General features: G+C 41.1%; 29 protein-coding genes and 1 pseudogene. 22 read left to right on the top strand and 8 right to left on the bottom strand.

Annotated features, from left to right (window positions below; all coding sequences use genetic code 11):
- The first annotated feature begins 411 nt into the window (after nucleotides 1-411).
- From CVD23_RS16890 to CVD23_RS16845, 10 genes and pseudogenes are all read left to right on the top strand, one after another.
- Entirely contained in the window at nucleotides 412-1,383 is a 972-nt protein-coding gene (locus CVD23_RS16890; RefSeq protein WP_101666650.1) for a ring-cleaving dioxygenase, read from the top strand.
- Nucleotides 1,384-1,410: 27 nt separating this feature from the next.
- On the top strand, nucleotides 1,411-2,019 hold the full coding sequence (locus CVD23_RS16885) for an alpha/beta hydrolase (protein WP_101666649.1): 609 nt from the start codon (nucleotides 1,411-1,413) through the stop codon (nucleotides 2,017-2,019).
- 265 nt (nucleotides 2,020-2,284) lie between these two features.
- Complete coding sequence (locus CVD23_RS16880; protein WP_101666648.1) at nucleotides 2,285-4,363, top strand: transglycosylase domain-containing protein; 2,079 nt, start codon at nucleotides 2,285-2,287, stop codon at nucleotides 4,361-4,363.
- A 131-nt stretch (nucleotides 4,364-4,494) separates the two neighbouring features.
- Nucleotides 4,495-4,692 (top strand): hypothetical protein, encoded by a 198-nt coding sequence (locus CVD23_RS16875; protein ID WP_101579281.1) that lies wholly within the window; start codon nucleotides 4,495-4,497, stop codon nucleotides 4,690-4,692.
- A gap of 117 nt (nucleotides 4,693-4,809) precedes the next feature.
- On the top strand, nucleotides 4,810-5,337 hold the full coding sequence (locus tag CVD23_RS16870) for an HD domain-containing protein (RefSeq protein WP_101579280.1): 528 nt from the start codon (nucleotides 4,810-4,812) through the stop codon (nucleotides 5,335-5,337).
- A 112-nt stretch (nucleotides 5,338-5,449) separates the two neighbouring features.
- Nucleotides 5,450-5,884, top strand: a complete 435-nt coding sequence (locus CVD23_RS16865) for a peptidylprolyl isomerase (RefSeq protein ID WP_101579279.1) — start codon at nucleotides 5,450-5,452, stop codon at nucleotides 5,882-5,884.
- A gap of 87 nt (nucleotides 5,885-5,971) precedes the next feature.
- Complete coding sequence (gene mug / locus CVD23_RS16860) at nucleotides 5,972-6,496, top strand: G/U mismatch-specific DNA glycosylase (RefSeq protein ID WP_101666647.1); 525 nt, start codon at nucleotides 5,972-5,974, stop codon at nucleotides 6,494-6,496.
- Between the two features lie 155 nt (nucleotides 6,497-6,651).
- Nucleotides 6,652-7,617 (top strand): S8 family peptidase, encoded by a 966-nt coding sequence (locus tag CVD23_RS16855; RefSeq protein ID WP_101579277.1) that lies wholly within the window; start codon nucleotides 6,652-6,654, stop codon nucleotides 7,615-7,617.
- Nucleotides 7,614-8,420: an endonuclease I family protein gene (locus CVD23_RS16850; protein WP_101666646.1), complete on the top strand. Its 807-nt coding sequence runs from the start codon at nucleotides 7,614-7,616 to the stop codon at nucleotides 8,418-8,420. The genes CVD23_RS16855 and CVD23_RS16850 overlap by 4 nt, the downstream gene beginning before the upstream one ends.
- Nucleotides 8,421-8,560: 140 nt before the next feature.
- Nucleotides 8,561-8,874: pseudogene (locus CVD23_RS16845) on the top strand (MGMT family protein).
- A 64-nt stretch (nucleotides 8,875-8,938) separates the two neighbouring features.
- Here CVD23_RS16845 and CVD23_RS16840 read toward each other — a convergent pair.
- Nucleotides 8,939-9,214: a YpbS family protein gene (locus CVD23_RS16840; RefSeq protein ID WP_101579274.1), complete on the bottom strand. Its 276-nt coding sequence runs from the start codon at nucleotides 9,212-9,214 to the stop codon at nucleotides 8,939-8,941.
- 306 nt (nucleotides 9,215-9,520) lie between these two features.
- Between CVD23_RS16840 and dacB the strand changes: the two genes are divergently transcribed.
- Nucleotides 9,521-11,005, top strand: a complete 1,485-nt coding sequence (dacB, locus tag CVD23_RS16835; RefSeq protein ID WP_101579273.1) for a D-alanyl-D-alanine carboxypeptidase/D-alanyl-D-alanine endopeptidase — start codon at nucleotides 9,521-9,523, stop codon at nucleotides 11,003-11,005.
- Between the two features lie 80 nt (nucleotides 11,006-11,085).
- Here the strand turns inward: dacB and CVD23_RS16830 are convergent, their stop codons facing one another.
- Nucleotides 11,086-12,135: a 2,3-butanediol dehydrogenase gene (locus CVD23_RS16830; protein WP_101579272.1), complete on the bottom strand. Its 1,050-nt coding sequence runs from the start codon at nucleotides 12,133-12,135 to the stop codon at nucleotides 11,086-11,088.
- Nucleotides 12,136-12,376: 241 nt separating this feature from the next.
- Between CVD23_RS16830 and CVD23_RS16825 the strand changes: the two genes are divergently transcribed.
- The 3 genes from CVD23_RS16825 (at nucleotide 12,377) to CVD23_RS16815 (ending at nucleotide 14,418) form a co-directional block, all read left to right on the top strand.
- Entirely contained in the window at nucleotides 12,377-13,213 is an 837-nt protein-coding gene (locus tag CVD23_RS16825) for a deoxyribonuclease IV (protein WP_101666645.1), read from the top strand.
- A 98-nt stretch (nucleotides 13,214-13,311) separates the two neighbouring features.
- Nucleotides 13,312-13,536 (top strand): hypothetical protein, encoded by a 225-nt coding sequence (locus tag CVD23_RS16820; protein WP_101579270.1) that lies wholly within the window; start codon nucleotides 13,312-13,314, stop codon nucleotides 13,534-13,536.
- A 132-nt stretch (nucleotides 13,537-13,668) separates the two neighbouring features.
- A complete protein-coding gene (locus CVD23_RS16815) occupies nucleotides 13,669-14,418 on the top strand; it encodes an exodeoxyribonuclease III (RefSeq protein WP_101666644.1) in 750 nt (249 codons plus the stop codon).
- Between the two features lie 141 nt (nucleotides 14,419-14,559).
- Here the strand turns inward: CVD23_RS16815 and CVD23_RS16810 are convergent, their stop codons facing one another.
- Together CVD23_RS16810 and CVD23_RS16805 are read right to left on the bottom strand one after the other, a co-directional pair.
- On the bottom strand, nucleotides 14,560-14,916 hold the full coding sequence (locus tag CVD23_RS16810; protein ID WP_101666643.1) for a hypothetical protein: 357 nt from the start codon (nucleotides 14,914-14,916) through the stop codon (nucleotides 14,560-14,562).
- Between the two features lie 220 nt (nucleotides 14,917-15,136).
- A complete protein-coding gene (locus CVD23_RS16805) occupies nucleotides 15,137-15,733 on the bottom strand; it encodes a YitT family protein (protein ID WP_101666652.1) in 597 nt (198 codons plus the stop codon).
- A 487-nt stretch (nucleotides 15,734-16,220) separates the two neighbouring features.
- On the opposite strand from CVD23_RS16805, the gene CVD23_RS16800 reads away from it, so the two are divergent.
- Both CVD23_RS16800 and CVD23_RS16795 read left to right on the top strand, forming a co-directional pair.
- On the top strand, nucleotides 16,221-17,192 hold the full coding sequence (locus CVD23_RS16800) for a DMT family transporter (protein WP_101579267.1): 972 nt from the start codon (nucleotides 16,221-16,223) through the stop codon (nucleotides 17,190-17,192).
- 191 nt (nucleotides 17,193-17,383) lie between these two features.
- The gene (locus tag CVD23_RS16795) at nucleotides 17,384-17,995 is read left to right on the top strand and encodes a YitT family protein (RefSeq protein ID WP_101666642.1); all 612 of its coding nucleotides are present in this window, start codon (nucleotides 17,384-17,386) and stop codon (nucleotides 17,993-17,995) included.
- Nucleotides 17,996-18,002: 7 nt separating this feature from the next.
- On the opposite strand, the gene CVD23_RS16790 is transcribed toward CVD23_RS16795, so the two are convergent.
- Nucleotides 18,003-19,244 (bottom strand): MFS transporter, encoded by a 1,242-nt coding sequence (locus CVD23_RS16790; RefSeq protein ID WP_180955700.1) that lies wholly within the window; start codon nucleotides 19,242-19,244, stop codon nucleotides 18,003-18,005.
- Between the two features lie 39 nt (nucleotides 19,245-19,283).
- Entirely contained in the window at nucleotides 19,284-19,784 is a 501-nt protein-coding gene (locus tag CVD23_RS16785) for a DUF3231 family protein (protein ID WP_101666641.1), read from the bottom strand.
- 165 nt (nucleotides 19,785-19,949) lie between these two features.
- Between CVD23_RS16785 and CVD23_RS22045 the strand changes: the two genes are divergently transcribed.
- Nucleotides 19,950-20,102: a hypothetical protein gene (locus CVD23_RS22045; protein ID WP_180955699.1), complete on the top strand. Its 153-nt coding sequence runs from the start codon at nucleotides 19,950-19,952 to the stop codon at nucleotides 20,100-20,102.
- Entirely contained in the window at nucleotides 20,102-20,299 is a 198-nt protein-coding gene (locus CVD23_RS16780; RefSeq protein ID WP_180955698.1) for a hypothetical protein, read from the top strand. The genes CVD23_RS22045 and CVD23_RS16780 overlap by 1 nt, the downstream gene beginning before the upstream one ends.
- 78 nt (nucleotides 20,300-20,377) lie before the next feature.
- Here the strand turns inward: CVD23_RS16780 and CVD23_RS16775 are convergent, their stop codons facing one another.
- Complete coding sequence (locus CVD23_RS16775) at nucleotides 20,378-20,653, bottom strand: YqhV family protein (RefSeq protein ID WP_101579264.1); 276 nt, start codon at nucleotides 20,651-20,653, stop codon at nucleotides 20,378-20,380.
- 434 nt (nucleotides 20,654-21,087) lie between these two features.
- Between CVD23_RS16775 and CVD23_RS16770 the strand changes: the two genes are divergently transcribed.
- The 3 genes from CVD23_RS16770 (at nucleotide 21,088) to trhO (ending at nucleotide 24,744) form a co-directional block, all read left to right on the top strand.
- Nucleotides 21,088-21,489, top strand: a complete 402-nt coding sequence (locus CVD23_RS16770) for an ArsR/SmtB family transcription factor (protein ID WP_101666640.1) — start codon at nucleotides 21,088-21,090, stop codon at nucleotides 21,487-21,489.
- Nucleotides 21,464-23,587, top strand: a complete 2,124-nt coding sequence (locus CVD23_RS16765; RefSeq protein ID WP_101666639.1) for a heavy metal translocating P-type ATPase — start codon at nucleotides 21,464-21,466, stop codon at nucleotides 23,585-23,587. Before CVD23_RS16770 ends, CVD23_RS16765 begins: the two co-directional genes overlap by 26 nt.
- Before the next feature lie 197 nt (nucleotides 23,588-23,784).
- Nucleotides 23,785-24,744 (top strand): oxygen-dependent tRNA uridine(34) hydroxylase TrhO, encoded by a 960-nt coding sequence (gene trhO / locus CVD23_RS16760; RefSeq protein WP_101579261.1) that lies wholly within the window; start codon nucleotides 23,785-23,787, stop codon nucleotides 24,742-24,744.
- A 177-nt stretch (nucleotides 24,745-24,921) separates the two neighbouring features.
- Here the strand turns inward: trhO and CVD23_RS16755 are convergent, their stop codons facing one another.
- A complete protein-coding gene (locus CVD23_RS16755; RefSeq protein WP_101579260.1) occupies nucleotides 24,922-25,488 on the bottom strand; it encodes an FAD-dependent oxidoreductase in 567 nt (188 codons plus the stop codon).
- Nucleotides 25,489-25,828: 340 nt separating this feature from the next.
- On the opposite strand from CVD23_RS16755, the gene CVD23_RS16750 reads away from it, so the two are divergent.
- Nucleotides 25,829-26,467, top strand: a complete 639-nt coding sequence (locus CVD23_RS16750) for a spore coat protein (RefSeq protein WP_101579259.1) — start codon at nucleotides 25,829-25,831, stop codon at nucleotides 26,465-26,467.
- Nucleotides 26,468-26,599: the final 132 nt, after the last annotated feature.

Here is a 26,599-nt window from a genome sequence, read left to right as displayed (position 1 = left end):
AGGTGGAACACCCTGAAACCCGAGGACAAGAAGACAATATCTAATTCCTGTTTTCTACTCTACTGATGATTTCTGCCTGACATTAATTGAACCCGCTATCACTGCATGCACGATGGAATAACGTCATAATATGAAATAAAAAAAGACCCCATAAAGGGATCTTTTGCGTATTGAGGCGGCTGGACTGCATGCCACATCGTGCATTTAATGTCTGCCGACTTACTCAATTTAGCTCATCGCTTAACTATTATAACACGAAGCCCGTTAACAAACAAGCAATACACATTTTCATTGTTCAAAACCGTTTAGTTGCTTTTCCTTTTCGCTTGATCCAAAATGAAAGAAACAAAATATAGTGAAATAGATGAATATGGCACAGACTGAAGATTAAACGATAAAGGGTGAACTTATATGAATTTAAAACCATTAAAAGGACAGCATCACGTCTCGGCAATCACTGCGAATGCAAAACGCAACTATGAATTTTATACAAAAACATTAGGCCTCCGCCTCGTTAAAAAGACAGTTAATCAGGATGATACCTCTGTTTATCATTTGTTTTATGCCGATGAACGGGGAAACCCCGGCACCGATTTAACCTTTTTTGAAATTCCAAATGCCGGAAACACTTATCACGGTACCAACAGTATTTCTGCCACTTCTTTAAGGGTTCCAACCGACGACTCCTTAACATACTGGAAAAATCGGTTTGCCGAGCTGGGAGTTGACCATGATGAAATATCGAATGCAACCGGACGCGCTACACTTGCTTTTCGTGACTTTGAAGGCCAGCGGTTAATACTTGTTTCCGATCAAAATAACAAAGGTGTGGCTGGCGGACATCCATGGGATAAAAGCCCGGTTCCTGCTGAACACGCCGTACGCGGACTCGGACCTGTACTATTAACTGTTGGCCAGCTTGAAGCAACCACGAATATTTTAACTCAGGTGATGGGTTTCAGGGAAAAGGGTACATATAACGAAGGTGATCAACAAGTTTTTGTGTATGAGACAGGAGAAGGCGGAACCGGAGCTGAAATACACCTTCAGGAACGAGCGGATCTTCCTGTTGAAAGGCCGGGCCGCGGCAGCGTGCACCATGTCGCGTTCAGGGTAGAAAATGAGGAAGAACTGAAACGATGGGCAGAGCTATTGAAAGAGCTGCGAATTCCCAATTCAGGTTTTGTGGAAAGATATTATTTCCGTTCAGTTTATTTCAGGGAGCCTAATGGAATTTTATTTGAGTTAGCAACAGATGGTCCTGGCTTTGAAGGTGACGAACCGTTTGAAAGTCTTGGAGAAAAATTGGCCTTGCCTCCTTATTTTGAAGACCGGCGCGAAGCCATTGAAGCAAGACTCAAGCCGCTTGATACAAAAGAATAATTGCGGTAAGACAAAGGAGCTAAATGAATGAAGCATATATTTATTAAAGGAAAAGATAAACATGCACCAACGCTTCTCCTTCTTCATGGAACCGGCGGGAATGAGGAAGATTTACTTCCTTTAGCAAATATTGTCGCACCACAAGCGTCAATCCTCGGTGTGAGAGGCAATATACTCGAAAACGGGATGCCGCGTTTTTTTAGAAGGTTGGCTGAAGGAGTCTTTGATGAAGAAGACCTCATTTTTAGAACGATCGAACTGAATGAATTTATTTCAGACAAGGCCACGGAATACGGATTTGACCGCAACCGAGTCGTTGCCCTCGGTTACTCCAACGGCGCAAATATAGCAGCAAGTCTTCTGTATCATGACGCAGAATCTTTGCATGGAGCGATTTTGTTCCACGCCATGGTTCCACTTAGAGGAAAGGAATTGCCTGATTTAAGCAACATATCCGTTTTCATAGGAGCCGGAAAACGGGACCCGCTTATCCCGGCAGCTGAAACAAAGGAACTCGCTGAAAACCTGCAGCAAGCAGGAGCCAGTGTCACGGAACATTGGGGAGAAGGCGGACACGAACTAACAAGAGAAGAAGTCAACAAAGCAAAAGAATGGTTTGAGCTAAAATATCAATAAAAGCATAAATAACAAAAGCCCTCTTATTTCAAAACGGAGGGTTTTTGTTATTCTTCCAGATGAAGAAGATAACCTGAAGATAAATGAACACTATAAAACGGATGACAACTAAACGGATTTTCCTGACAAAAGTACTGTAATCGTAATGTACTTGTAAAAAGGAGCGGTTATATTTGGAGAAATCCAACAACAGCTTAATTTGGTATAATAGAAACAATACTTAATTCCTAAAAAGAAATGATCTATGAAAAGCCAAGGAGACAAAATGAAAAATTTACAGCCTTATTGGGAAGCGGTTGTACGGTTTTGGAAGAATAAACATTTAAGCCAGATTTTATTATTAATTTTACTGGTATTTATTTTATTATCCATTCTCTTTTTTGCCTTTATGGCAAGCACCGCAAATGTACAGTCTTTAAAGGACGGTTTAAAGCAATCGGCCGTTATTTATGATAAAGATGGCGATATCGCCAGCAAACTGGCAACAAATCGGACTGAGGGAGTCTCGATTGAAGAGCTGCCAGAACATATGAAATATGCCGTGATTGCCATTGAAGATGAACGTTTTTATGAACATAACGGATTTGATATAAAGGGGATTGCCAGGGCATTTTTTCGTAATCTGTTTGCCGGGAGAATCACTGGCGGGGGAAGCACGATTACCCAACAGCTGACGAAAAACGCACTGCTATCGCCTGAAAGGTCATATAAACGGAAAGTCGAGGAGTTATTTTTAGCGATTGAAATTGAAAACAATTATAAAAAAGACGAGATTCTCGAAATGTACTTAAATCAAGTTTATTTCGGGAGCGGCGCCTGGGGAATTGACCATGCAGCAACAAAGTATTACAACAAAGGGATCAATGAGGTCACGATCAGTGAGTCCGCCCTGCTTGCAGGGTTGCTTCAGGCTCCTTCCGCATACAATCCTTACGAGAATTACGACCAGGCCATCGAGCGGAGGGACATTGTCCTTGCTAAAATGAAAGAAATCGGTGCAATCTCTGCAGATGAATATAAAAGTGCAAAAAGCGAAAAGATCCAGCTAGAAGATGGCGGCGGCAGCTTTATCGAACGCGAATATCCATATTATATAGATGCTGTGCTCGACGAAGCTATTCACAAATACGGCCTGACCCAGGAGGAAATTTTAACACGCGGATACCGGATCTATACCGAAATGGACCAGAATCTTCAATCGAGCCTTGAGACCGTATACGAACGCGATTCCCTTTTTCCAAGAGGTAAAAAAGATGCCCTTGTCCAAAGCGGGGCGGTGTTGCTTGATCCGGAAACCGGAGGAGTACGCGGGCTTGTCGGCGGACGGGGAGAAGCGGTGTTCCGCGGTTTTAACCGTGCAACCCATATTAAAGCACAGCCGGGCTCAACGCTAAAACCGCTTGCCGTCTATACGCCGGCTCTTGAAGAAGGCTACCTGCCTACTTCGATCCTGAAAGATGAACCGATGTCTTTTGGTTCTTATACACCCGAGAATTTCTCAAAGACATATGAAGGCGACGTTCCGATGTACCAAGCGGTTGAGAATTCGCTAAATGTACCGGCTGTTTGGCTCCTCGACCAAATTGGGATTGACAAAGGACTGGATTCCTTAAAACGGTTTGGCATTCCAGTTGAAAAAGAGGATAAATACCTTGGGATTGCCCTTGGCGGGATGCATAAAGGCGTGTCACCGCTACAGCTGGCTGAAGCATATTCTGTTTTTCCCAACAACGGAAAAAGAACTGATTCACATCTGATTACGAAGATTGTCGGTCCAACCGGAAATGTGATTGCGAAAAGAAAAGCAACAACAGAACGGGTAACTACAAGAGCTGTTGCCAAGCAAATGAATTCAATGCTTTTGAATGTCGTTGAAACCGGGACAGGCAAAGGTACAAACATTCCGGGTCTGCAAATCGCCGGAAAAACCGGCTCCACCCAGTTACCATATAATGATATCAACGGGACAAAAGATCAGTGGTTTGTCGGCTATACTCCAACCCTTGTCGGTGCGGTATGGCTTGGTTATGACCAAACCGATCGGGAACACTATTTGCCTAACAGCAGTTCTGATACTGTTGTACCCATCTTTCGGGCGATCATGGAAAATTCGCAACCATTTATTAAACCTGGTGATTTCAATACTGACTCGGTAAATACACAATTGAATGGATCCAGTGATACAGAGCAGTTTCAGGAGTCAATAAAAGAGCAGGCTGAGAAAATTGAAGGCAGGCTCAAGGAAGAAATGCCGAAATGGAAAGAGAAATTGAATGAAGGAATCGATGATCTAGAAAAGTTCGGAGATAGAATAAGGAATAAGTGGGAAGAGATTAGAAATTAAATTAGTGAGCAGTCTTGACTGTTCTTTTTTTTTGACTTATTTTCATAAAAAAGCTAGGATAGGTTATTGCTATAATTAAATTAGCAAACTGCTAGCAAATGATATCTCAAAGATAGGAATGAGACTATATAATGGATAACAAAGAAAGAATTCAGCTCAACGTACGAATCGGAAAGGAAACTGCAGATAAATTGGATGAGATCGTCGATTATTATCAGGAAAATACCAAAATCGGGCGTATTTATAAAAGTGATGTCCTGACTGATATTATCGAGAAATCATACGAAGTCATGAACAAGCAAAAAGCGATCAATAAACGGAATTATTAACAATACTGATACGTGTGAAATGACTAATTCATTTAGGGAGTTTATTTTACCTGTTAAAAAGGAATTATATTTGTATCATCATTGGGCCTGTTAGAAATTTTAAAATAAGGTGATTCTATGCGCGATGTTACGTTAACAAATATTTTCCAACATCGAATTGCACAAAAATATTTAACAAGATCAGGGCTGGCCCATGCGATTGCCGTTTCTTATCATGCTTTTCATTTGGCGAAAGAACAAGGAGAAGATATTGATATTGCAGCCAAAGCAGGTTTTCTTCATGATATTGGCCATTATACATGGTACAAGAACGGCAAATGGGACTACAACCTGTATAAGCAAAATGACATTCACGCTATTAAGGGAGCGGAACGCGCACATAAACTGTTAATTCGGCTTGGGGAAAATCCAATCAAGGCAAAGAACATTGCCCTGGCGATTCTTTTTCACACTGACTCCTTTTTGCCTGGCGGTGAAGTAGTCAGATCTCCTATTCAGACGATTATTAAGCTCGCCGATGAAAAGGATGAAGAACCTGGTGGAGCGCATCACTACCGTAACATAGATCTCGACCGGGCGATGCGGAGCTTGCAGCGGCTTGATGAAATGATAGATAGCAGCATTTCGGATGAGAGTGCAGGATAATAAATATTTGTAACACTATTCAATATTCTGGTAAAAGGGCTGTTACTTTTATTTCTTTCGGTAAAAATGTTATGATTATCTATGATTTTTTAAACATAAGGAGATGATTTAAATGGCAAAAACAGGATACATAGAATTAGCAGATGGAGCTAAGCTTAGCTTTGAGCTATACCCTGAGGAAGCTCCTAACACAGTGGCCAACTTTGAAAAGCTAGCTAATGAGGGCTTTTACGATGGATTAAACTTTCACAGAGTAATCCCGGGATTCGTAAGTCAAGGCGGATGCCCTAATAAAAATGGAACTGGCGGCCCTGGTTACACAATTAAATGTGAGACAGAAGGCAACCCTCATAAGCACGTAGCAGGGTCTTTATCAATGGCTCATGCTGGTAGAGATACAGGAGGCAGTCAATTCTTTATTGTACATGAGCCCCAACCTCATCTTAACGGAGTTCATACCGTTTTTGGTAAAGTTACAGAAGGCTTAGAACATGCTCTTAACATGAAACAAGGAGCAGATATTAAGACAATAAAAGTATCTGAGTAATACATTAAGGGGAGCAGAAATGCTCTCTTTTTTATGTCTGAGTAATACACGACAATTTTACAAAAACCAAAAGAGGAGAGACCGATAATGGAACCAATCCCTGATCACTTAAAAGAAGGTCTTGATATGATCTTCGTTGGATTTAATCCAAGCATTCGATCTGCTGAGATAGGACATCATTATGCAAATCCTAATAATCGATTTTGGAAAATATTATATGAGGCAGGCTTTACACCAAGAAAATACCACACAACGGAAGATCATCTGCTTTTAGAACTTGGCTATGGCCTTACAAACATTGTTCCGCGGCCCACCAAAGCTGCCGATGAAATTACAAAAGAAGAATATACGAAAGGCAAGCAGCAATTGAGGGGGAAAATTCAGCAATTCAAGCCGAAAATCGTTTGTTTTGTCGGCAAAGGAGTATATCAAGAATATAGTGAAAAAAAAGATGTTAATTGGGGAAGGCAGGAGCAATCTGTGGTGAACGGAACAATCGATTTTGTTGCGCCTTCTTCGAGCGGATTGGTGAGAATGAAAATTGATGCGATAGTAGAAATTTATCGCGACTTGCTTTCTTTGCTCGCTACTATACAAGCTCAAAAAAAGTAAGAATTTCATACAAAATGTCCAACTTTTGGAGCATAATAATCTATTAAGCTATAAAAACAACACTCCATTCGAAACTGTTTTCATTTAGTTAGAATTGTTAAAATATAGCCAACATCCAGAACCGGCTTCAATTTTATCGATAGGGAGGGAAAGAAATGGAGCATTATGTCCGCGTGATTCCGTACCAAGTGATACAACAGGTTGAAAGCATTAATGAGGTTCCTTCAGGGGTGGAATTGATTCAAGCACCAAAGATTTGGGCAGAGACGAAAGGAAAAGGAATGACAGTAGCCACTTTAGATACGGGCTGTGACATCAGCCATCCAGATCTAAAAGGGCGAATTATTGGCGGGCGCAACTTTACAACCGATGATGGTAGTAACGCGAATGTTTACAGGGATTACAATGGGCATGGCACCCACGTTGCCGGAACAATTGCTGCTGAGGGAAACGATTTCGGGGTAATCGGTGTAGCTCCAGAAGCGAACCTGCTTATTGTAAAAGTGTTGGATAAAAATGGATCAGGGCAATATGATTGGATCATTAATGGCATACTCTATGCTATCGAACAAAAGGTAGATATTATTTCAATGTCTCTTGGCGGTCCAAATGATAATCCTGAACTGCATGAAGCTATCAAAAAAGCGGTAGAAAACAATATCCTTGTAGTTTGCGCCGCTGGAAACGAGGGAGACGGCAACGACTCGACAGATGAATTTGCCTACCCGGGTTGCTACAATGAAGTTATTAGCGTAGGGGCGATCAATTTGGAGCGACGATCGTCGGAATTTACAAATTCACATAACGAAATCGATTTAGTCGCGCCAGGTGAAAACATCGTTTCAACCTATCTTGATGGAAAGTACGCTTCGTTGAGCGGGACTTCAATGTCTGCTCCGCACGTAGCGGGCGCGCTTGCTTTAATCAAAGATTCAGCCAATAAAGCATTTGAACGAAAGCTTTCAGAACCAGAGCTATATGCACAGCTAATCAAAAGAACGGTACCGTTGGGGCATTCTCCCAAGCTTGAAGGAAACGGACTTGTCTATTTAACCGTCTTGGAGCATTTAAATAAAGTGTTTGATCAAGAATTTCAGGCAAAGGTGTTAGGGTCGTCATGAACGATTTAATGCAAGCACTGGAAGCCGCAAAAGCGCACTTGATCACAAATAGAAAGCAGCCATACTATGACGAGCATTATGATGCAACGTTAAAGGAAGATTATTACCGGGCTATAAGCGATGAAAATGAACTGATAAAGAATGATATCCAAGCGCTTATAATAAAAACTCACCTTACAGAACTCACTTATTCTCCGCACCGCTACGTCTACCCATGGGTAGATTTGCAGGAAAATGGGGAATTGAAGAGTTTGTATTCCGGGAAAAAGATGGACGCTCTGAAAACGATCGAACAAGATATCAAGCTGCTTGAACAGATTAAAGGTCGGGGAATAGGTGCTTTATCCGGACAAAATATTCTTAATTGTGAGCATGTTGTTCCCCAATCATGGTTTGATGAAAAGGAGCCGATGAGAGGAGACCTGCACCATCTTTTTGCTTGCGAGCCTTCGTGCAACAGCATGAGAAGTAATTTCCCGTACTTTGATTTTCCTTCCTATACACCAGAAGGCCGGATTTTTGGAATTAGAGAAGGGTGCGGAATGGTAGAAAACGGGCGATTCGAACCGGAATACGGTAAAGGAATTGTCGCCAGGGCAACTCTATATTTTTTCATCAGGTACGAAGGCGCAATTAATATCAAAGAGAAAGTCGACCTAAACTTTTTGCTGGATTGGCATCACAGCTTTCCGGTCAGCATTTATGAAAAACACAGAAATGCAGCCATACATGAACTGCAGGGAAACAGAAACCCGTTTATTGATTATCCGGAATGGGCTGCGAGGATCATAAATACAAACTAATATCAAAGAGTCGCCATAAAACTGTGGCGGCTCTTTTTAGTAAGTTTCAAAATGGCTTTCTTAAAATATTGATTTTTATTAAAATGAAAGAGTAACAAAAAGAAAGTTTTTTAGCAATGAGTAAGAGGAAAGGATAAAATATGGGGATATTTACCGAAAGAGCAATTGCAATAATAAAAAACATACCAGAAGGCACAGTTATGACTTACGGACAAATTGCGCGGTTGGCAGGGAGCCCCGCGGTGCCAGGCAAGTAGTGAGAATCCTTCATTCTATGAGCAAAAAATATAACTTGCCGTGGCATCGAGTCATCAATTCCAAAGGCGAAATAGGCTTGAAAGATGATGAACACTACATGGTTCAAAGGCTGTCTCTTGAAAGCGAAGGAATAACCTTCACAAACGAACGCTGCATCGATCTGGTCCAATATCAGTTTCATCCTGATATCGAATGAATGTTTAAGCTGGTTAAACGTCCCAACGTATACAGGCATATTAACAGGCATAACTCCAATGGAATTAAACTTCATCACCGCGTCGATCCAACTTCATCACATATTCTTTTACCATATCTACAGTGACATATTTACGGGGCGGAACAATTCCTTGTTTCGATAGTTCATTCATTTCGCCGGTCACTTGATTAATTTTATCTGTCGTAAACTCACTGCCTTGTTTGCACAATATAATCGCTTCTTCAATATAATGTTCCCTCTGCTTATCTAAAGCCAGGAATTCATCAATAATTTTATTTTGTTTTTTCACATGCTTTGTAATCGCTTCGTGTACACTCATAATTTCACCCCTAATGATCTTCGCTTTATTTCAATATATTATCAGCTTTTTACCGGTAAGTTAAGAATATTTGCTTTATCATCATAAAAGTATATGAGGGTTTGTACATTGATATGCTCCATGTATCAACCTGATTAACGCACATTTACAAAACCGGCCGTCAATCAGAGTTCATATATATGGTATGGTTTGAGTAAAATATGGTAGTTCCAGAAAACAGTCCTTTTTCCTCAGGAACAAAATAAAGGTAAGAAGCCTTTCCATAAAGAAGTGTTACATATCAAAAATGGAAGGTGGTAATGGCTCATGAAACAGAAAATGAAAATAATTATAAGCATTATGTTGATTTTTGTGTTGGCTTTTGTCCCTTACATTCATGAAAATGGACCTCCTGTTCAAGCAACTGAAGAAGGGGGAACGCTCGTCCAGCAGCTGAACGAACTTTTAAATAATGATCCGCACTTGAAAGGTGCACTGGCAGGTGTTAGTGTACGTTCTGCTTCTACAGGCGACATGATCTATGAGCATATTGGCGATATCCGGTTAAGACCTGCCTCCAACATGAAGCTTTTTACAGCAGCAACAGCCTTATCAACACTTGGACCAAACCATGTATTCACAACAGAATTACTGACTGATGGAACTGTAAAAGGGAAAATACTGCGCGGAAATCTTTATTTAAAGGGAAAAGGAGACCCAACACTGCTGAAAACTGATTTTGACAACATGGCGAAAGAACTACAACAATCAGGTGTTAAAATGATCCACGGTGATTTGATTGGAGATGATACATGGTACGATGATGTCCGCTACTCGACCGATGTATCATGGAGCGATGAAACCGAATATTATGCTGCCCAGGTATCCGCTTTAACCGCCTCACCCAATGAAGACTTTGATGCCGGGACCGTCATTGTCGATGTAAATCCCGGCAGCCAAGATGGTGACCAACCAATGGTTTCATTAACACCTCAAACCGATTACGTAGAAATTATAAACCTCGCAAAAACCGTTCCCGCTGACGGAAAAAAAGAAATCAAGATTGAACGGGAGCATGGATCGAACACCATTACAATTGAAGGAACAGTCCCGCTGCAAGCAAGCAGATCAAGAGAATGGGTAGCGGTGTGGGAGCCGAGCGGTTACGCGCTGGACTTATTTAAACAATCATTGTCAGAGCATCACATCCGAATATCGGGAAAAGTAAAAACGGGAGCCACCCCTGAATCCGCGAAGCTGGTCTCAGCTCATCAATCGATGCCATTATCCGAACTGCTCATTCCTTTTATGAAATTAAGCAACAATGGGCATGCTGAAACACTCGTCAAGGAAATGGGGAAAACTGTTAAGGGTGAAGGCAGCTGGGAAAAAGGACTCGAAGTTATCGAAGCAGAGTTGCCCAAATATGGGGTGAATACCGAAACATTGGTCTTAAGGGACGGATCAGGTATATCGCACGTTAATTTAATTCCTGCTAATGAGCTTTCCAGTCTGCTGTATTCCGTGCAGGGACAAGAATGGTTTCCGGTTTTTCTGAACTCATTGCCCGTTGCCGGTGCGTCGGAAAGAATGGCAGGCGGAACATTGCGAAACCGCATGAAATCGCCGCCTCTTCAGGGAAATGTCAAAGCAAAAACAGGCACGATCTCCACTGTCAGTTCTCTATCTGGGTATGTGAATACGAAAAGCGGCGAAACGCTAATTTTTTCGATCGTTTTGAATAATTTGCTTGACGATACAAAAGGAAAAGAAATCGAAGATAGGATTTGTGCGATATTGGTCAATCAATAACTATGGAAGATTAGAAAAGCAAAGCGCGCAAGAACTATAAAGGGTCTGTCTCCAATTAATAGCAGACAGACCCTACTTTATTATGGCTTCACTAAAATCTTCACTTGATTTTTTTCTCTCATCAGGGCGTTAAAGCCTTTGTCAACAATTTCATCAAGGGCGATCCGTTCAGTCACCAGGTTTTCGGCTGTAAAATAGCCCTGTTTCATCAATTCCATAACAGCCGGGAAGATGTCGCGATAAGCAATGATTCCCTTGACCGATCTTTCTTTTAACACGATATTGTTCGGCAAGATTGATGCATTCGACTCCCAAATGCTGACGATAATCGTCTCACCTTCAAATGATGTACTGTCAATACATTGCTGGAGCACAGCCGGGACCCCGGTAACTTCAAAGGCAACGTCCACTCCGCCATTTGTAAGCTGCTGAAGCTTGGCAACAACATCTTCTTCAGCAGGATTAATGACAGCTGTGACACCGAGTTCCTTCGCTTTGGCAATCCGTTCAGGGGATAATTCTACCGCATAGATTTCGGAAGCACCAGCAGCTTTTAATGCATCAATCAACAATAAACCGATCGGCCCTGCTCCGTATACGGCAGCTTTATCGCCGGCTTTTAATTTACTTAAGCGTACTGAATGTAACGCTACAGCAGCGGGCTCAACAAGTGCACCCTGTTCAAAAGAGAGGCCCTCAGGCATTTTATGCACCATATGCTCATCTACCATAGTGAATTCTGAAAAGCCTCCGCCCCCGCCGGATAAACCATGGAAACCTAATGAATCACAAAGATTGTATTTCCCTTTCTTACAGGCAGCACATTCACCGCAGGAAAGAATCGGCTCAACAACGACAGGGTCACCCACTTTTACTTTGGTTACGCCTTCGCCGACTTCGGCCACTTTTCCGGAAAATTCATGTCCCATCACAATAGGGGCTAATTCCTTACTGACCGGATGCGCAACCTCAACGGGAATGAAGATTGGTCCAGCCGCATATTCGTGTAAATCACTGCCACAAATACCACACCATTCGACTTTGATTTTAACTTTACCCGGTTGAATTTGCGGCTCTTCGATTGTTTCTACCCGAATATCCCTGGCATTGTACCATCGTGCACTTTTCATAAGAAAACCTCCATTATGTATGATCGTCTACTCTATAATTTTACTACTGCTAAAATAGTAATATTAAATTCAGATAAGAACTTTCTGTTACAAAATCATGCTTAATCGACATCGCAGTTATACCTTTAAACAGTAATTAATTGATTGCAGAAGAAAGCTGCTGCTGTTTAAAAAATCCGGTATAGAATTATCCCTAATTTCACAACCTAGGATCAGTAACAGGGAGAACGGAAGTGATCTCATGAAATTCGGATGTCATGTTAGTATAAGGCATGGTTACTTGGAAGCAGCAAAACATGCAGCAGCCATAGAAGCTGCTGCTTTTCAATATTTCCCCAAAAACCCGCGAAGCCTGTCAGTTAAGGATTTCAATAAAATTGACGCGAAGCTTTGTCAAGAGTTTTGCCAGGAGCACAAGCTTGAGTCAGTTGCCCATACACCCTATCCAACAAGTCTTACACCGGAAAATGATGAAAAGAAGGAAAAGGTAATCATGTCATTGCTCAATGACTTGGAAATTGCTGATTCTTGCGGCTCGATTGGTGTGGTTGTCCACTTTGGAGGCAGGGTCAGTGATAAGGATCCTCTCGCCAGCTACCAACTGATGATCTCGATACTCAATGAGATCATTGCTAAGTGGGAGGGGGATTGTTTAATCTTACTTGAAAACAACGCTGGAAAAGCAGGAGCAATCGGAACAACACTGGAAGAGATCGTTCAGGTTCGTAACCTAGTTGATTTTCCCGAGAAAATCGGTTTTTGCCTTGACACTTGCCATGCTTTTGCAAGCGATCTGTGGAATGGCGAGAACCATCCTGAATTTATTGAAAACGGTAAGGAATTAGGATATTTGAAGAATTTGCGTGTGATCCACTTTAACAATTCCAAGTATCCAGCCGGCTCTGGTAAGGACCGGCATGCCAATATTTTTAAGAATGGCCACATTTCCGAAGATCATTTTGATCAATTAATCAAAACTCCGTTACTAAAAAAAATCCCTTTTATATTAGAAACACCTAAAGACGCAAATTTTACCCACAAAGATGAAATCAAGCTGTTAAAGAAAAAGTGGGCATAGATTCAATTCAGCTTTAGTGGCTCGCATAGGATACAAAACAGATAACTGCGATCTGATAGTAAAACACATTGACAATAAACTGCGAAAGGAGGAAGAGAATGAGGAATTACAGATACATACTGGACAAGCAATTTCAAGCTAATTCTGTTGCGGATGACTTGCGAATCCAATTAAGAATGAACCGGATGGACGATGATGCAAAAGTAACTGCTGTAGAAAACCGAAATGAAGTTCTCGTACAGGTTCATGTAGGCGATGACTCTCTTGAAGAAGTAGTAAGCAGCTTCATGGATAGCTACAATCCGAATGTCATTCTTGAATAGGTGTGAGGGGGAGGCATAGAGGTCTCCCTTTTCTTAATCCAATTCCAGTCGTCCAATCTTATTTATTTATAACTTCTGTAAGTTCCATTAAAATAGATACCAGAAATACTACTACGAGGAGAATACTATTTTATGAAATTGGTTTCATGGAATGTGAATGGCTTAAGAGCCTGTGCTGGAAAAGGATTTTTGGATTATTTTAAAGAAGTGGATGCGGATATATTCTGCGTGCAGGAAACAAAACTGCAGGAAGGCCAAATCAATCTTAATTTGGAGGGTTATAGCCAATATTGGAATTATGCTGCAAAAAAAGGATATTCAGGCACTGCGATATTTTCAAAGGTGGAGCCGCTGTCTGTCCAATATGGGATTGGCCACGTCTTGGATGACGAGGGAAGAGCGATCACATTGGAATTTGAGGACTTCTATGTCGTGAATGTTTATACACCAAATTCCCAGCGCGATTTGGCCAGAATCGAACGACGAATCGATTGGGAAGACCATTTTCGCCAATACTTGATTGAATTGGATACGATTAAGCCGGTCATTTTCTGCGGCGACTTAAATGTGGCCCACAATGAAATTGATTTGAAAAATCCGAAGTCGAACAAAGGCAATTCCGGATTTACTGATGAAGAACGCGGTAAAATGTCCGAATTGCTGAATAGCGGCTTTATCGACACATTCCGTTCTTTATACCCTGAGAAGGAAGGTGCCTATACATGGTGGTCGTATATGAACAAAGTAAGGGAACGCAATATCGGCTGGCGCATTGACTATTTCATCGTTTCTGAGAGATTGGCAGAGTCGATTGAGGACTCAGAAATCCATTGCGATGTGATGGGCAGTGATCATTGTCCGGTGGTGTTGAAGCTAGCTTAAAGACAAAAGAGCAAACAAGGTCAACGTTCCGCTTCATTCTTTTTGATATAATCATACAAAGCAAGGATAATTTATAAGTATACTTATAATTTTATCCTTGCTTCTTTTTATGAAACGTTTAAATCGCTGCGTCAATCAATTTTAATAATATGGTCTTGGATAGTAGTAAGGGTACGGGATGATAAACGGAAAAACGAAGTACGGATACGGGAATCGGCGGCGGCGAAATCGGCGAAATCTTCTCCGGTAACCACCATATCCGCCATAACCGCCAAATTGTCTGTAATCGTCCGTACTTTCATCAACCTCTTCTGGTACTAGCATCGTCACGCCTTCATTGTCGGTACCTTCAATAATTCCTTCAACTCTTGAACCATCAGTTAAGTGACCAATGACATGGTAAGACGTATACCTTTCACATTTGCTCTTTACGTTTCTAACGTCTTGATCAGTTTCATCCCACTCATTTAGTGGGTTAGCATTTTCATTATTGTTCATTCTAATGCCTCCTCTCGAAAACAGATTATTCATCTATCATTTCAAACGTTACATCATCTTAACTCTCTTTTTAAAAAATTGGTTAAAGCAGAATTTTGATAACTGACTATCAGTTTCTATGAGACTGCCTATGGAGAATTTATTCCTCAACTTAAACATAAAAGGCAACTCCCATGTGCAGGGAAGTTTCCTTTATTATTCCTTTTTTTAAGTTCTAGGTTTAAATATGATAGCGCCATAATAAATAATTGCGATGATTATTCCTAACAAACAAAGAGGTTACCGCCCCAACAATAAAAATCGTTATGACTGAAAAGATAAAGCTTCGGGCCCCTAACGTTTTAAAGGCCATCAACGCTACAAGTCCATCAATCAGAAAAATAATCAGTCCAATGTTTATCGATGCAGCCTTTGAGATGATATGTGCCAATAAGTCAGTACCACCCGTGCTTGCCTCGAAGCGGAGAAGGACCCCGATTCCGACTCCAATGATGATCCCGCCTAAGATGGAACTGATCAATATGGGCAAGGGAAAATGGCTTTGTAATGGTGCCAGCCAATCAATAAAAAACGAAGAAACGACCAGTCCTTGAAAACTGCTCATAAAATAATTACGTTCCTTGAACCACGCATACATACAAAGAGGAATACTCAACAAAAACATCGAGATCCCGGTCTGGAAACTGAAGTAGTAATGGAGAATAAGGGCAATCCCGACAATCCCTCCATCCAACAATTGGTGGGGTACTAAAAAACCATTAATTCCAATCCCAATTAACAGGCTGCCGACAAAAATAGCCGCAAGTTTATGAATGATAATGATCACCTTGCTTTTCCATTGTTTACTTTGTACAATATATGTTTCATGTGGACGACCTTGCAGCCAGAAGCGGAAAAGCGACAAGTCTTGTCTACATATAATATAGAAGTTGCTGCAAAAAAAGACTTCCAATTTCAATATTCCTTTTTAAAAAAACAGAACGTTTTGGAGAGCATCATTAGAATTTGATAACAGATAAGATTGAACGAGTTTTACAACCTGTAGAAGTGCGGGAATTAAATTGAATGGATAAAAAACTTTGGCGCCTAATCTAAGGTGCCTTTTTTGGTCTTTTTCCACTCTCACATTAATAAATAATGTAAAATAGTATCCTCCTTAAAAAATAGAATATTGAAAAAATAAATCAAATGAAATATATTGGTTTTATGAAAAAGGATTGAAATGATTAGACTTTAGCTGACAGGCTGGTTGAAGAAAGTCGTTAGGCCTTGGCAAGAATCAAATACAGACCTGAGGTGAAATTTTGCGCCCGATATTATTAGGTATTTTTGCAGCTTTCTTTTTTTCGGTTACATTTGTTCTGAACAGGTCAATGGAATTGTCTGGCGGGAGCTGGATATGGAGTGCGTCATTGCGGTTTATTTTTATGGTTCCGTTCCTTTTAATAATAGTCCTGGCAAGAAGAAACCTGTTGCCACTGTTAAAAGCAATGAAGGAGCAACCACGATCCTGGCTGCTGTGGAGTTTTGTAGGATTCGGATTATTTTATGCACCGATATGTTTTGCCGCTGCCTATTCACCGGGTTGGCTGGTTGCAGGAACTTGGCAAATCACGATCATATCAGGTTCATTACTGGCACCAGCTTTTATTGAAACGATTCAAACGAAGAATGGTCCTATCAAGATTAGAGGGGAAATTCCGTACAGAGGCCTTATGATGTCAGTGGTCATTCTGGTAGGCATTGTTCTTATGCAAATTGAAAACACAAGCCATATTTCTTTTGGCGCCTTATTTTTAGGAATCATCCCGGTTATCATTGCGTCATTTGCTTATCCGCTGGGAAACCGCAAGATGATGGAAATTGGCAAGGGCCGTTTGGATGCTTATCAGCGGGCGTTAGGGATGACTTTAGCCAGCTTGCCCTTCTGGTTCTTGCTCGCTTTTTATGGTGTTTTTACCGTCGGTCTGCCGGGTAGTGATCAGGTGATGCAGGCCGTTTTAGTTGCGATTTGTTCTGGCGTCATCGCGACCGCTCTGTTCTTCAAAGCAACAGATTTGGTGAGGGGAGACATGCAAAAATTAGCTTCGGTCGAAGCCACTCAGTCAATGGAAGTTCTATTTGCGTTAGCATTGGAGCTTATATTTTTATCAATTAATTTTCCGACACTATTATCTTGGACAGGAATCTTTTTAGTTATCCTCGGAATGATTCTACACAGCTATGCATCTCAGAAAAGAACAGTAAATCGCAAGCAGCCAGTTGGCATTTCATAATTGAACAACTTCAGGAAAACTGATTCCGTAGGGGGGTCAGTTTTTTATTGTTGATCAGCACAAAAGCCACAGGTTAAAAAAACCGTATAAATTCTGATCATATTAATGATGGAAACGAATAAAATATGGGGATAGTTGTCCACAGGTACAGTATAATCAATCAGTCCAAACATACGACAGGAATGATCCAAATGAAAAAATTCATCCGTAAAAGTGGACTAGTACTTGCCGGGGGTGCAATTCAAGGAATGGGAATGGGATTGTTCCTTTTTCCCCATGCTATTCCTTCCGGGGGAGCAGGTGGGATCGCCGTGTTGTTAAATTATTGGTTTACGATGAATATGGGGTTTTCTCTTTGGCTTACAAATTTTTCGGCGCTGGTACTTGCGATCAAATATATAGGAAATCGATGCGCCTTATGGACGATGGCCGGGATCACCATCGCATCCTTTTCCGTTTATTTTTTTCAGCACAGTATTCAAATCTCTAACCGGGCCCTGGTAGTTGATCTCTTACTAGGATCAATTTTATTAGGGACCGGCGTAGGGATTTTACTGCGTCAAGGCGTCTCCAACGGCGGAGTCGGCGTCATCGCCCTGATTATCTCGTCTGCACGGAATACCCTTCCTGGGAGACCTTTATTTATGATTAATTGCAGTATATTTATCCTTACAGCCGTGATTATCGATTGGAAAATTATTGTACTAGCCTTGTTCAGCCAATGGATTTCAACAAAAATGGTCGATTTGGTATGCGGGATTGATTTTTACCAGTCCTATACTTTTAACTGGCGGAAAAAATAACGATCCATTAAACGTACTTATAGCGAACAGGGGTATCCTTCTTTTTATGTCCGTCTTTTCCTTCAACATGTATCATCGTTAAGGCAAGCAACCCGACGATAAGCGTAAGAATAGCGATTGATAAAAACATCCCGGTTCTGGACCATGCCATCAAACGGGTGAAAATAGGCGGACCAATCGCAACACCGAGGAACCGGACAGATCCGTATAAGGACGTCACGAATCCTCTTCGTTCCTTGCCGACTGCGCCAGTAATAATGCTATTCACACATGGGAGAATGAGTCCTGATCCAACGCTGCTTAATAATAATACCGTCAAAAACGGGACAAGTTTATCAACTAAAATGAGAGACGCATAAGATATCGTCATGAACAAAAATCCTAATATTACCAATTTTTTCATTTTCTCAAGGTTTTTCCCGATTTTACTGCCGGTGATATACGATGTTGTAACCATGACAAGTAATGGTATTGCCAGAATTAGACCTTTCATAACACCATCTATTTTGTACTGGCTTTCAAACAAATCGGATAGATAAAAGAGAATCCCGAACAAAGTAAATAAAACGGTTCCACCAGCCAGATAGGTAGTGAAAAGCCATCTTCCTTCAAACTTGAATACGGTTAAAAGACCTCTCACATATTTCCCAAAGGGAGGGGGTGCCTGTCTGTTTCTTTTCTCTTTTATAAAAATCCATGTTAATAAAATTGAAAAAAAACATATTGCCGGGAAAGCGAAAAATACCGAGTACCATACAATTAGGCCAAGCAGAGATCCGAGAATAGGCGATAACACCTTTCCCAATCCGTTGGACGCCTCAACAATCCCGAGCACACGGCTTTGTTCTCCGCCTTTAAATAAATCGCCGGTTAAAGCCATCGCGAGTGGGGCAGTGCCGGCAGCACCGATCCCCTGCAAGATTCTGCCGATTATAATCCAGATATATGGGGATGGAAAAGAAGCAGCTGCAAAACCTGCGAGCAAGCCGCCAAGCCCATACAAAATCAAGGCAGGAATAATGATAACCTTGCGTGAAAGCCGGTCAGACAGATAGCCAAGAATCGGAATGGAAATCGCTGCAGCAGCCGAAAAAACAGTTATTGTCAAACTTACCTGCAATTGAGAAAGGTTCAAAGCGGATTTCATTGCAGGGAAAACCGGGATTAACATCGAGTTTCCCAATGTCATAATCAGTGGTATCGAACCGATTGCCGTAATGGTCATACCCTTGTTTTTAGCCACTTCAATCTTCACGTCCTTCAGTGTTGTAGTACCTTGACTGGAACATTATTTAATATTTAACGGAGGGGGAACAAGCCATCCTTTATCTTTTGTTATTTTTAGCAGTTTTGACTCATATTCTGCTTTTTGTGTATGGAACTCGCCGTACATTTCGCCTATATCTTCGCGAATGGAGATTCCTATAATATAGCTGCATAAAATCTTCCCGGTCATGATTTCTTTTTGGACTAGAGTGGCGATCTCTGGATCGTTAAACCGCGCTCCAGCCGGGATGTCCTGCACTTCTACATTTGGGCGATCTGGCGGGGCAGGGGGCAGACGAATGCCCGTTTCTTTTAAAACAGCTTCAACCTGCTCCGCCTCTTGTTTAAGGCAATTTTCCTTCAAATCCTCTAAAAACACCTTTAAATCGTGATCTCCTGTGTGGTTGGCCAATACTTGCAAAGTTACCAATGTTCCTTTTGTGCCATACAAATGTGACCAAAGATTGAAGACCTCACCAGAATGTAACGGCTCGTCTTGTGGATTGCCGCTCAATATGCCCATCTTATTTACCCCCTTTGATTTGTCGTCCTTTAGTTTTCCTACATAAGAACAATTTATGTCCGTTGATTTTTATTTTATAGACAGGAACCTACTTTTCATTTGCACATAGGCTAAAAAGACATAAATGGTACTTCCGAAAAAAGAAGAAAGAGGTGGATCATTCATATGAAAAAAAAGAGCTTATTTGTATTTATAAGCTTATTAATGACGGGGACGCTTCTTTTCAGTTGCAATCAAGACGAGGATGCAAATGCTGGTAATAAACAAGCACAGACAGGAGAGGCGGTCAGGATCGGTTATCAGAAAACGGTCCGCTGATGATCCTGAAATCGCTCAGAACACTCGACAAGCGCCTTGAGTCAGATGGTTATGAAGTGGAGTGGAAGGAATTCCAGGCAGGCCCTGCGATCGTGGAAGCTGTCAATGCAGGGAGCATTGATTTCGAGCAGCAGCTGCCCTTTTCGCAACAGGGGAACTGTATAACCATATCTCGATCAGCCTCGGCAGGGTTTTGACAGGATCGAATCATGAACCGTAAAACTAACAGTGATTTGCGACTCGTGGTAGAAAATACACAGTAGTCTTCTATGCGGTTAGTTCCCCTTTACGCCATACAGAATGCAGGCGACACCAATAAAAATCCAAATGAATTTGCCGAACGAAATATTATCAGCTATCCCAAAAAGACCGATTGTCGTCGTAACGATTAATACGATCGGTCCTATCAAAGCAAGCGAACTATTAATGATAAGTGCTTTTTCTATTTCATTAAATTTCAGCATTAAAAAAGCCGCAAATATTTCAATACTGCCTGAAAACAATCTTATGATAGCCATTCCCATGACGGCTTTTTCGAATAAATTAATCATTTGTGTCCTCCCGATGGTTTATTCATCACATTATATGCAGGAGATGAAAACGAAAGGACAGGTTATTTAAATTCAACAATAGATTTTTGCTGTTCATTTCATAAAAAAGCTGCCGATGATAAATCGACAGCTTTTTTATAATCGAGTGGGATAGCAATATCCAGTAACTGCCTTCATTGTCAACCTCCTACATACAGAATATTGAATATATACCCGGAATACTTGTTATGTATAAAATTGCAAGGTTTTTTCAGCAATTTTACCATTCCGGCCAATGTATTTATACAGCAATCGCGAGAGCTATAACCCAGGGATTATCAGTTAAACAATTGATCATAATATTCAAAGGTTTATTTGAATAAATCTTTGACAATTTTGTAAACCTGGCATAAACTAAATTATATTCAAACATTCATTTGAATGAGGTGAAGTAAATGATTGAAAAGACGTTAGAATCAGCCCTTAATGACACATGCGAAACGTTTTGCTTTGATGAAGATAAAGTAAATCGTGTCAAAGCCCGAGTGGACGAGGTGAGGGGTGTTGAATTACTTTTTAAAGCATTGTCTGACTCGACCAGAATTAAAATTGCTTATGCTTTAACAATAGAAAAAGAATTATGTGTTTGTGATGTGGCTAATATTATCGGCTCGACTACAGCCACCGCTTCCCACCATTTGCGATTATTGCGAAAAATGGGACTGGCAAGTTATCGGAAGGAAGGAAAGCTGGTATTTTATTCGTTAGCTGATGAACACATACATCAGCTCGTTTCAATTGCTTTAATCCATTCAAAAGAAGGTGCAGCAGATGGAGAAATCGTTGGAGAACAATAAACAAACTTATCGTTTACAAGGCCTTTCCTGCACCAACTGTGCAGCGAAATTCGAGAAAAACATCCGTGATATCCAGTCTGTAAACGACGTTCAATTAAACTTCGGCGCTTCAAAAGTGACGGTCTATGGAGAAGTAACCGTTGACCAGCTTGAAGAAGCAGGTGCATTTGACGGGATTAAAGTACTGCCTGAACGTCAAAGAGATGCACAGGAAAAAGTACCGTTCTGGAAGAAAGCTGAAAATAGAAATACATTCATCTCGCTCTTTTTCCTTATCTGTGGTTATGTTTCGATGTACTCGTTGGGAGAGGAGCATCCTGCTACAATCTCCATTTTTCTTTTATCGATCTTTATCGGCGGCTACGATCTATTCAAAGTCGGGTTAATGAATCTTGTAAAGCTCCAATTTGACATGAAAACGTTAATGACGATTGCGATTATTGGCGCTGCCGTGATTGGAGAATGGGGCGAGGGAGCAGTTGTTGTTTTCTTATTTACCTTGAGTGAAGCATTGGAAAGTTATTCAATGAATAAGGCCCGCCAATCGATTCGCTCTTTAATGGATGTAGCTCCGAAAAAGGCATTAGTCAAACGAGAAAATGAGGAAGTGGAATTGGACGTAGAGGATATTCAAATTAGTGATATTCTAATTGTCAAGCCTGGGCAAAAACTGGCTATGGACGGCGTAGTGGTTGACGGCCAATCTTCGATTAACCAAGCAGCCATAACAGGAGAATCTATTCCTGTTTTAAAAACATGTGGCGATGAAGTATATGCTGGTACCTTGAATGAAGAAGGCTCTTTACAAGTAAAAGTAACAAAACGAGTCGACGACACGACCATTGCAAAGATCATTCACCTAGTCGAAGAAGCCCAGGCTGAACGCGCACCAACACAGGCGTTTGTTGATAAATTTGCGAAATACTACACTCCGGCCATAATGGCCATCGCGTTATTCATAGCAGTTGTCCCTCCGTTATTCATGGCAGGAGATTGGTCTGATTGGGTGTACCGTGGTTTAGCCGTCCTCGTCGTCGGCTGTCCATGTGCCCTGGTCATTTCTACTCCTGTTGCGATTGTCACAGCGATCGGAAACGCCGCAAAAAAAGGCGTACTGATCAAAGGTGGTATTCACCTCGAAGAAGCAGGACGATTAAAAGTCATTGCTTTTGATAAAACCGGAACGTTAACAAAGGGAACACCGGAAGTAACCAATATCGAAGTGTTAAATAACATGAATGAAAACGAAATTTTAGGAATTTCGATGGCGATTGAAAAGTTCTCCCAGCACCCATTGGCATCTGCGATCCTTCGAAAAGCTGAAGAAAAAGGTGTTTTTACGAATGACTATGCTGCGGAAGGTTTTCAATCCATCACAGGTAAAGGCGCAAAAGCGACCGTAAAAGATCGCACGTATTATATCGGCAGCCCGAAATTATTCGAAGAGATGATGCGCCTAACTGCCTCAGTTGCAGAAAAAATAATCAAGCTGCAAAAACAAGGCAAGACGGTGATGCTGGTCGGTACAAACGAAGAAGTAATCGGACTGATTGCTGTCGCTGATCAAGTGAGGAGCAGCAGCACAAATGTAATTCGAAAATTACATGAAATAGGCATTCAAAAGACCGTCATGTTAACAGGGGATAACGAAGCAACCGGACAGGCAATCGGCAGCCAAGCAGGCTTAACTGAAGTTAAAGCCGAGTTGTTGCCACAGGACAAGCTTGAAGCTGTTAAATCATTAAGAAAGAAGTATGGAAAGGTTGCCATGGTTGGAGATGGTATAAATGACGCTCCCGCGTTGGCAGCGGCAACTGTCGGAATCGCCATGGGCGGTGCCGGAACAGACACAGCATTGGAAACGGCCGATATCGCGCTAATGGCAGATGATCTCAATAAATTGCCTTATATGATTGAACTCAGCCGAAAAGCGCTTGGAGTTATTAAGCAAAATATAACATTTGCTTTAGGGTTAAAGGTGTTAGCCTTATTGTTAATCATACCAGGCTGGTTAACACTATGGATGGCAATCTTCGCCGATATGGGGGCCACTTTAATTGTGATTGCTAACTCATTGCGATTATTAAGAGTAAAATAAGACTAAAAATGGGAAGGACATGTGATTTCAGCCTCGATTGCGCCGTTTGATCATGTCCTTTTAAAGTGTCATTTTGCTAGATGAAAAATTCTTCTTAACAGAACGATGTTTTTTTGGTATAATATTTAGTGTTTTTAATATAAGTAAGTTTATAATATGTAGTACTAAGTGAGAAATTACGTAAGGTGGTGTTAATCTTGGAAAATCACTCATATCGAGTTTTACTTTATTATCAATATGTTCCGATTGAGGATCCGGAACAATTTACCATAGATCATTTAAAACTTTGTAAAGAGATTGGTTTAAAAGGCCGGATTTTAGTTGCTAAAGAGGGTATTAACGGAACTGTTTCCGGCACGATGGACCAAACCGAAACATATATGCATACCATGAAACAGGATCCCCGCTTCGCAGATATGGTTTTCAAAATAGATGACGAAAGCGGTCATGCCTTTAAAAAGATGCATGTTCGCCACCGCAAGGAACTTGTCCACCTCGGACTGGAAGATGACGTCAATCCTTTAGAATTAACTGGTAACTACCTCAGTCCAAAGGAATTCTATGATCAAATGCAATCTGATGATACCGTTGTCATAGATGCACGAAATGACTATGAATATGATTTAGGGCATTTTAGAGGCGCAGTCAGACCGGATATTGAAGCATTCCGGGAGCTGCCGGATTGGATCCGTAAAAACAAAGAAGCATTTGAGGGAAAAAAAATCTTAACTTATTGTACCGGCGGGATCCGCTGTGAAAAATTCTCTGGATGGTTATTGAAAGAGGGCTTTGAAGATGTTTCACAGCTTCACGGCGGAATTGTAACATATGGAAAAGATCCTGAAGTACGCGGACAACTCTGGGATGGCCAGTGTTACGTATTTGATGAAAGGATTAGTGTCCCGGTTAACCGCGTTGAGCATGTCGTTGTAGGAAAGGACTATTTTACAAACGAACCTTGCGAACGTTACGTCAATTGTGCTAATCCGGAATGCAACAAACAAATCATCTGTTCAGAAGAAAATGAACACTTTTATATGCGTGGCTGCAGCCATGAATGCCGGGTTCATCCGCGAAATCTTTATGTTAAAGAACATAATCTAACAGAAGAAGAAGTAAACTTGAAATTAGCTAAAATTAATAAAAAAATAGCGTGACACTTGGATAAAAGAGTTTTTTCTTTTATCCTTTTTTTAACTACAGAAGGGTTTCTAACAATTTGGGAGAACACAGGTCTTCAATGAAAGTAAATGAATTTGTATAATAAACTATCTGGCACAAAAAAACCGCAAATTTGCGGTTTTTTTGTAGCTCATATCATACAAGGAGAAAAGTTATTTTGATTGTAGAACATCATGGTCTACATATCTTTCCCCGTTCAGTTCACTAATAATGTTAATAGCCACCTTAGCCCCATCACCCGCAGTGATAATTGTGTGAACGCTGACTCCGGCAGCTGTTCCAGCTGCCCAAATTCCTTCAATATTTGTCTTTCCATTTTGATCAGTATTCAGCACTGTTTTAATTCTGGGCTCTGTGCCCGGCTTTGTATGAATACCGGTTTTCTCTGCAAGGTCCAGCGCGAGTCCAGTCGCGAGGATTACATGCTTCGCTGTATATGTAGCATTTTCTGTTTGAATTTCAAAACCTTCTTCTTTTTTCTGCAAATGCACTGCCGATCCATTGACGATTTCAGCACCAAATTTTTGCGCTTGTTTTTTACCAATCTCAATCAAGTCTGGACCGGTTATTTCCTCTACTCCGTAGTGATTTTCAATCCAAGCCCGTTTTGTCATTCCTTTATCATTGTCAATCACCAGCGTGCTCTTGCCTGCTTTCGCCGAAAAAATAGCTGCGCTCGCTCCGGCTGGTCCTGCTCCAATAATGGCGATGTCAAACATATTCTCCACATCCTTTTTTAGCTTTTTTATAATCAAACGTATCGTAATTAAAAATACTATTATTGTCAATTAATTTGAATAGTCCAAGAACGAAAACCGATAAACAGAGTTTGCCACTTCTGCATTTTATTTTCTATTTAAAGGGGGTGAACCTGGTTTTAAAAGAAACGCTCATCATAAGTTCGAATAAACCGAGATACCTCCAAAAAAGATCCGTCGAACTAAGAAAGCTATAACCCTTGTTTAAGGAACGACTTACAGGTTTTTGTTGCAGTTTTGGATAAATTCGCCTGTCATGAAAAATAATAACGCAGTAAGTACATATAAGGAGGGCTTCAAAGTGGAAAATCAACAGGAAGCAATGCACGAAAATATGCATATAGGGGATGTTCCCCAGCAGTTGAATCATGGCGGCCATGAAGTGCTTGATGTACACGAGGTCTTATCAGGATCAGTTGACGCTCTTAACACCTATCTGCTATTTCGCCAATTTGTGAAAGATCCGGAGCTGGTTGATATTATCGATCGCCAATATCGCTTTATGCAGGAAGAATACAACATCACACTGGATAGCTTCAAAACAGGAAAAGACCCTTTCAAACCAACACAGAGCTACAAAATGGAACCAGATAATGATTTTATATATGGCATCGAACCAACAGAGCCAGTTAAGCCAATACAAAGCGTTTCGGAATTTAATGAGCAAAGCGTGTCGAGCATTTTACTGGGAGCGGTAAAATCGCTGGCGACAGTAAAAACGATGGCCGCATTGGAGTCAACCAATCCGGTCGTTCGCAGAGTGCTCGCCGACTCGATTCCAAACTGTATTGAAATGGCCTATGAAATTTCCATTTACCAAAACAAGCGGCACTACTACCAGGTACCACAATTTGCACCGCAAGACATGCAAGCGATGTTGAATGCGTACGAACCTGGGCAAGGACAGCCACAAACACAAAACAATAATGTTTCTCATTAAATAAAAAGAGTGCCGCCGAGGAGGCCACTGAAAAAGTCCCTTTAAACAAAAAGGCAGAAATTCTTACATTTAGTGAGGGTTTCTGCCTTTTTTGATTTATAATGAAGGTATCTATTTTAAGTGGGTGGTTTC

The sequence above is a fragment of the Bacillus sp. V33-4 genome (assembly GCF_002860225.1).
Lineage (GTDB): Bacteria > Bacillota > Bacilli > Bacillales > Cytobacillaceae > Bacillus_BJ > Bacillus_BJ canaveralius.
This window is presented reverse-complemented; position numbering and strand designations above follow the sequence as displayed.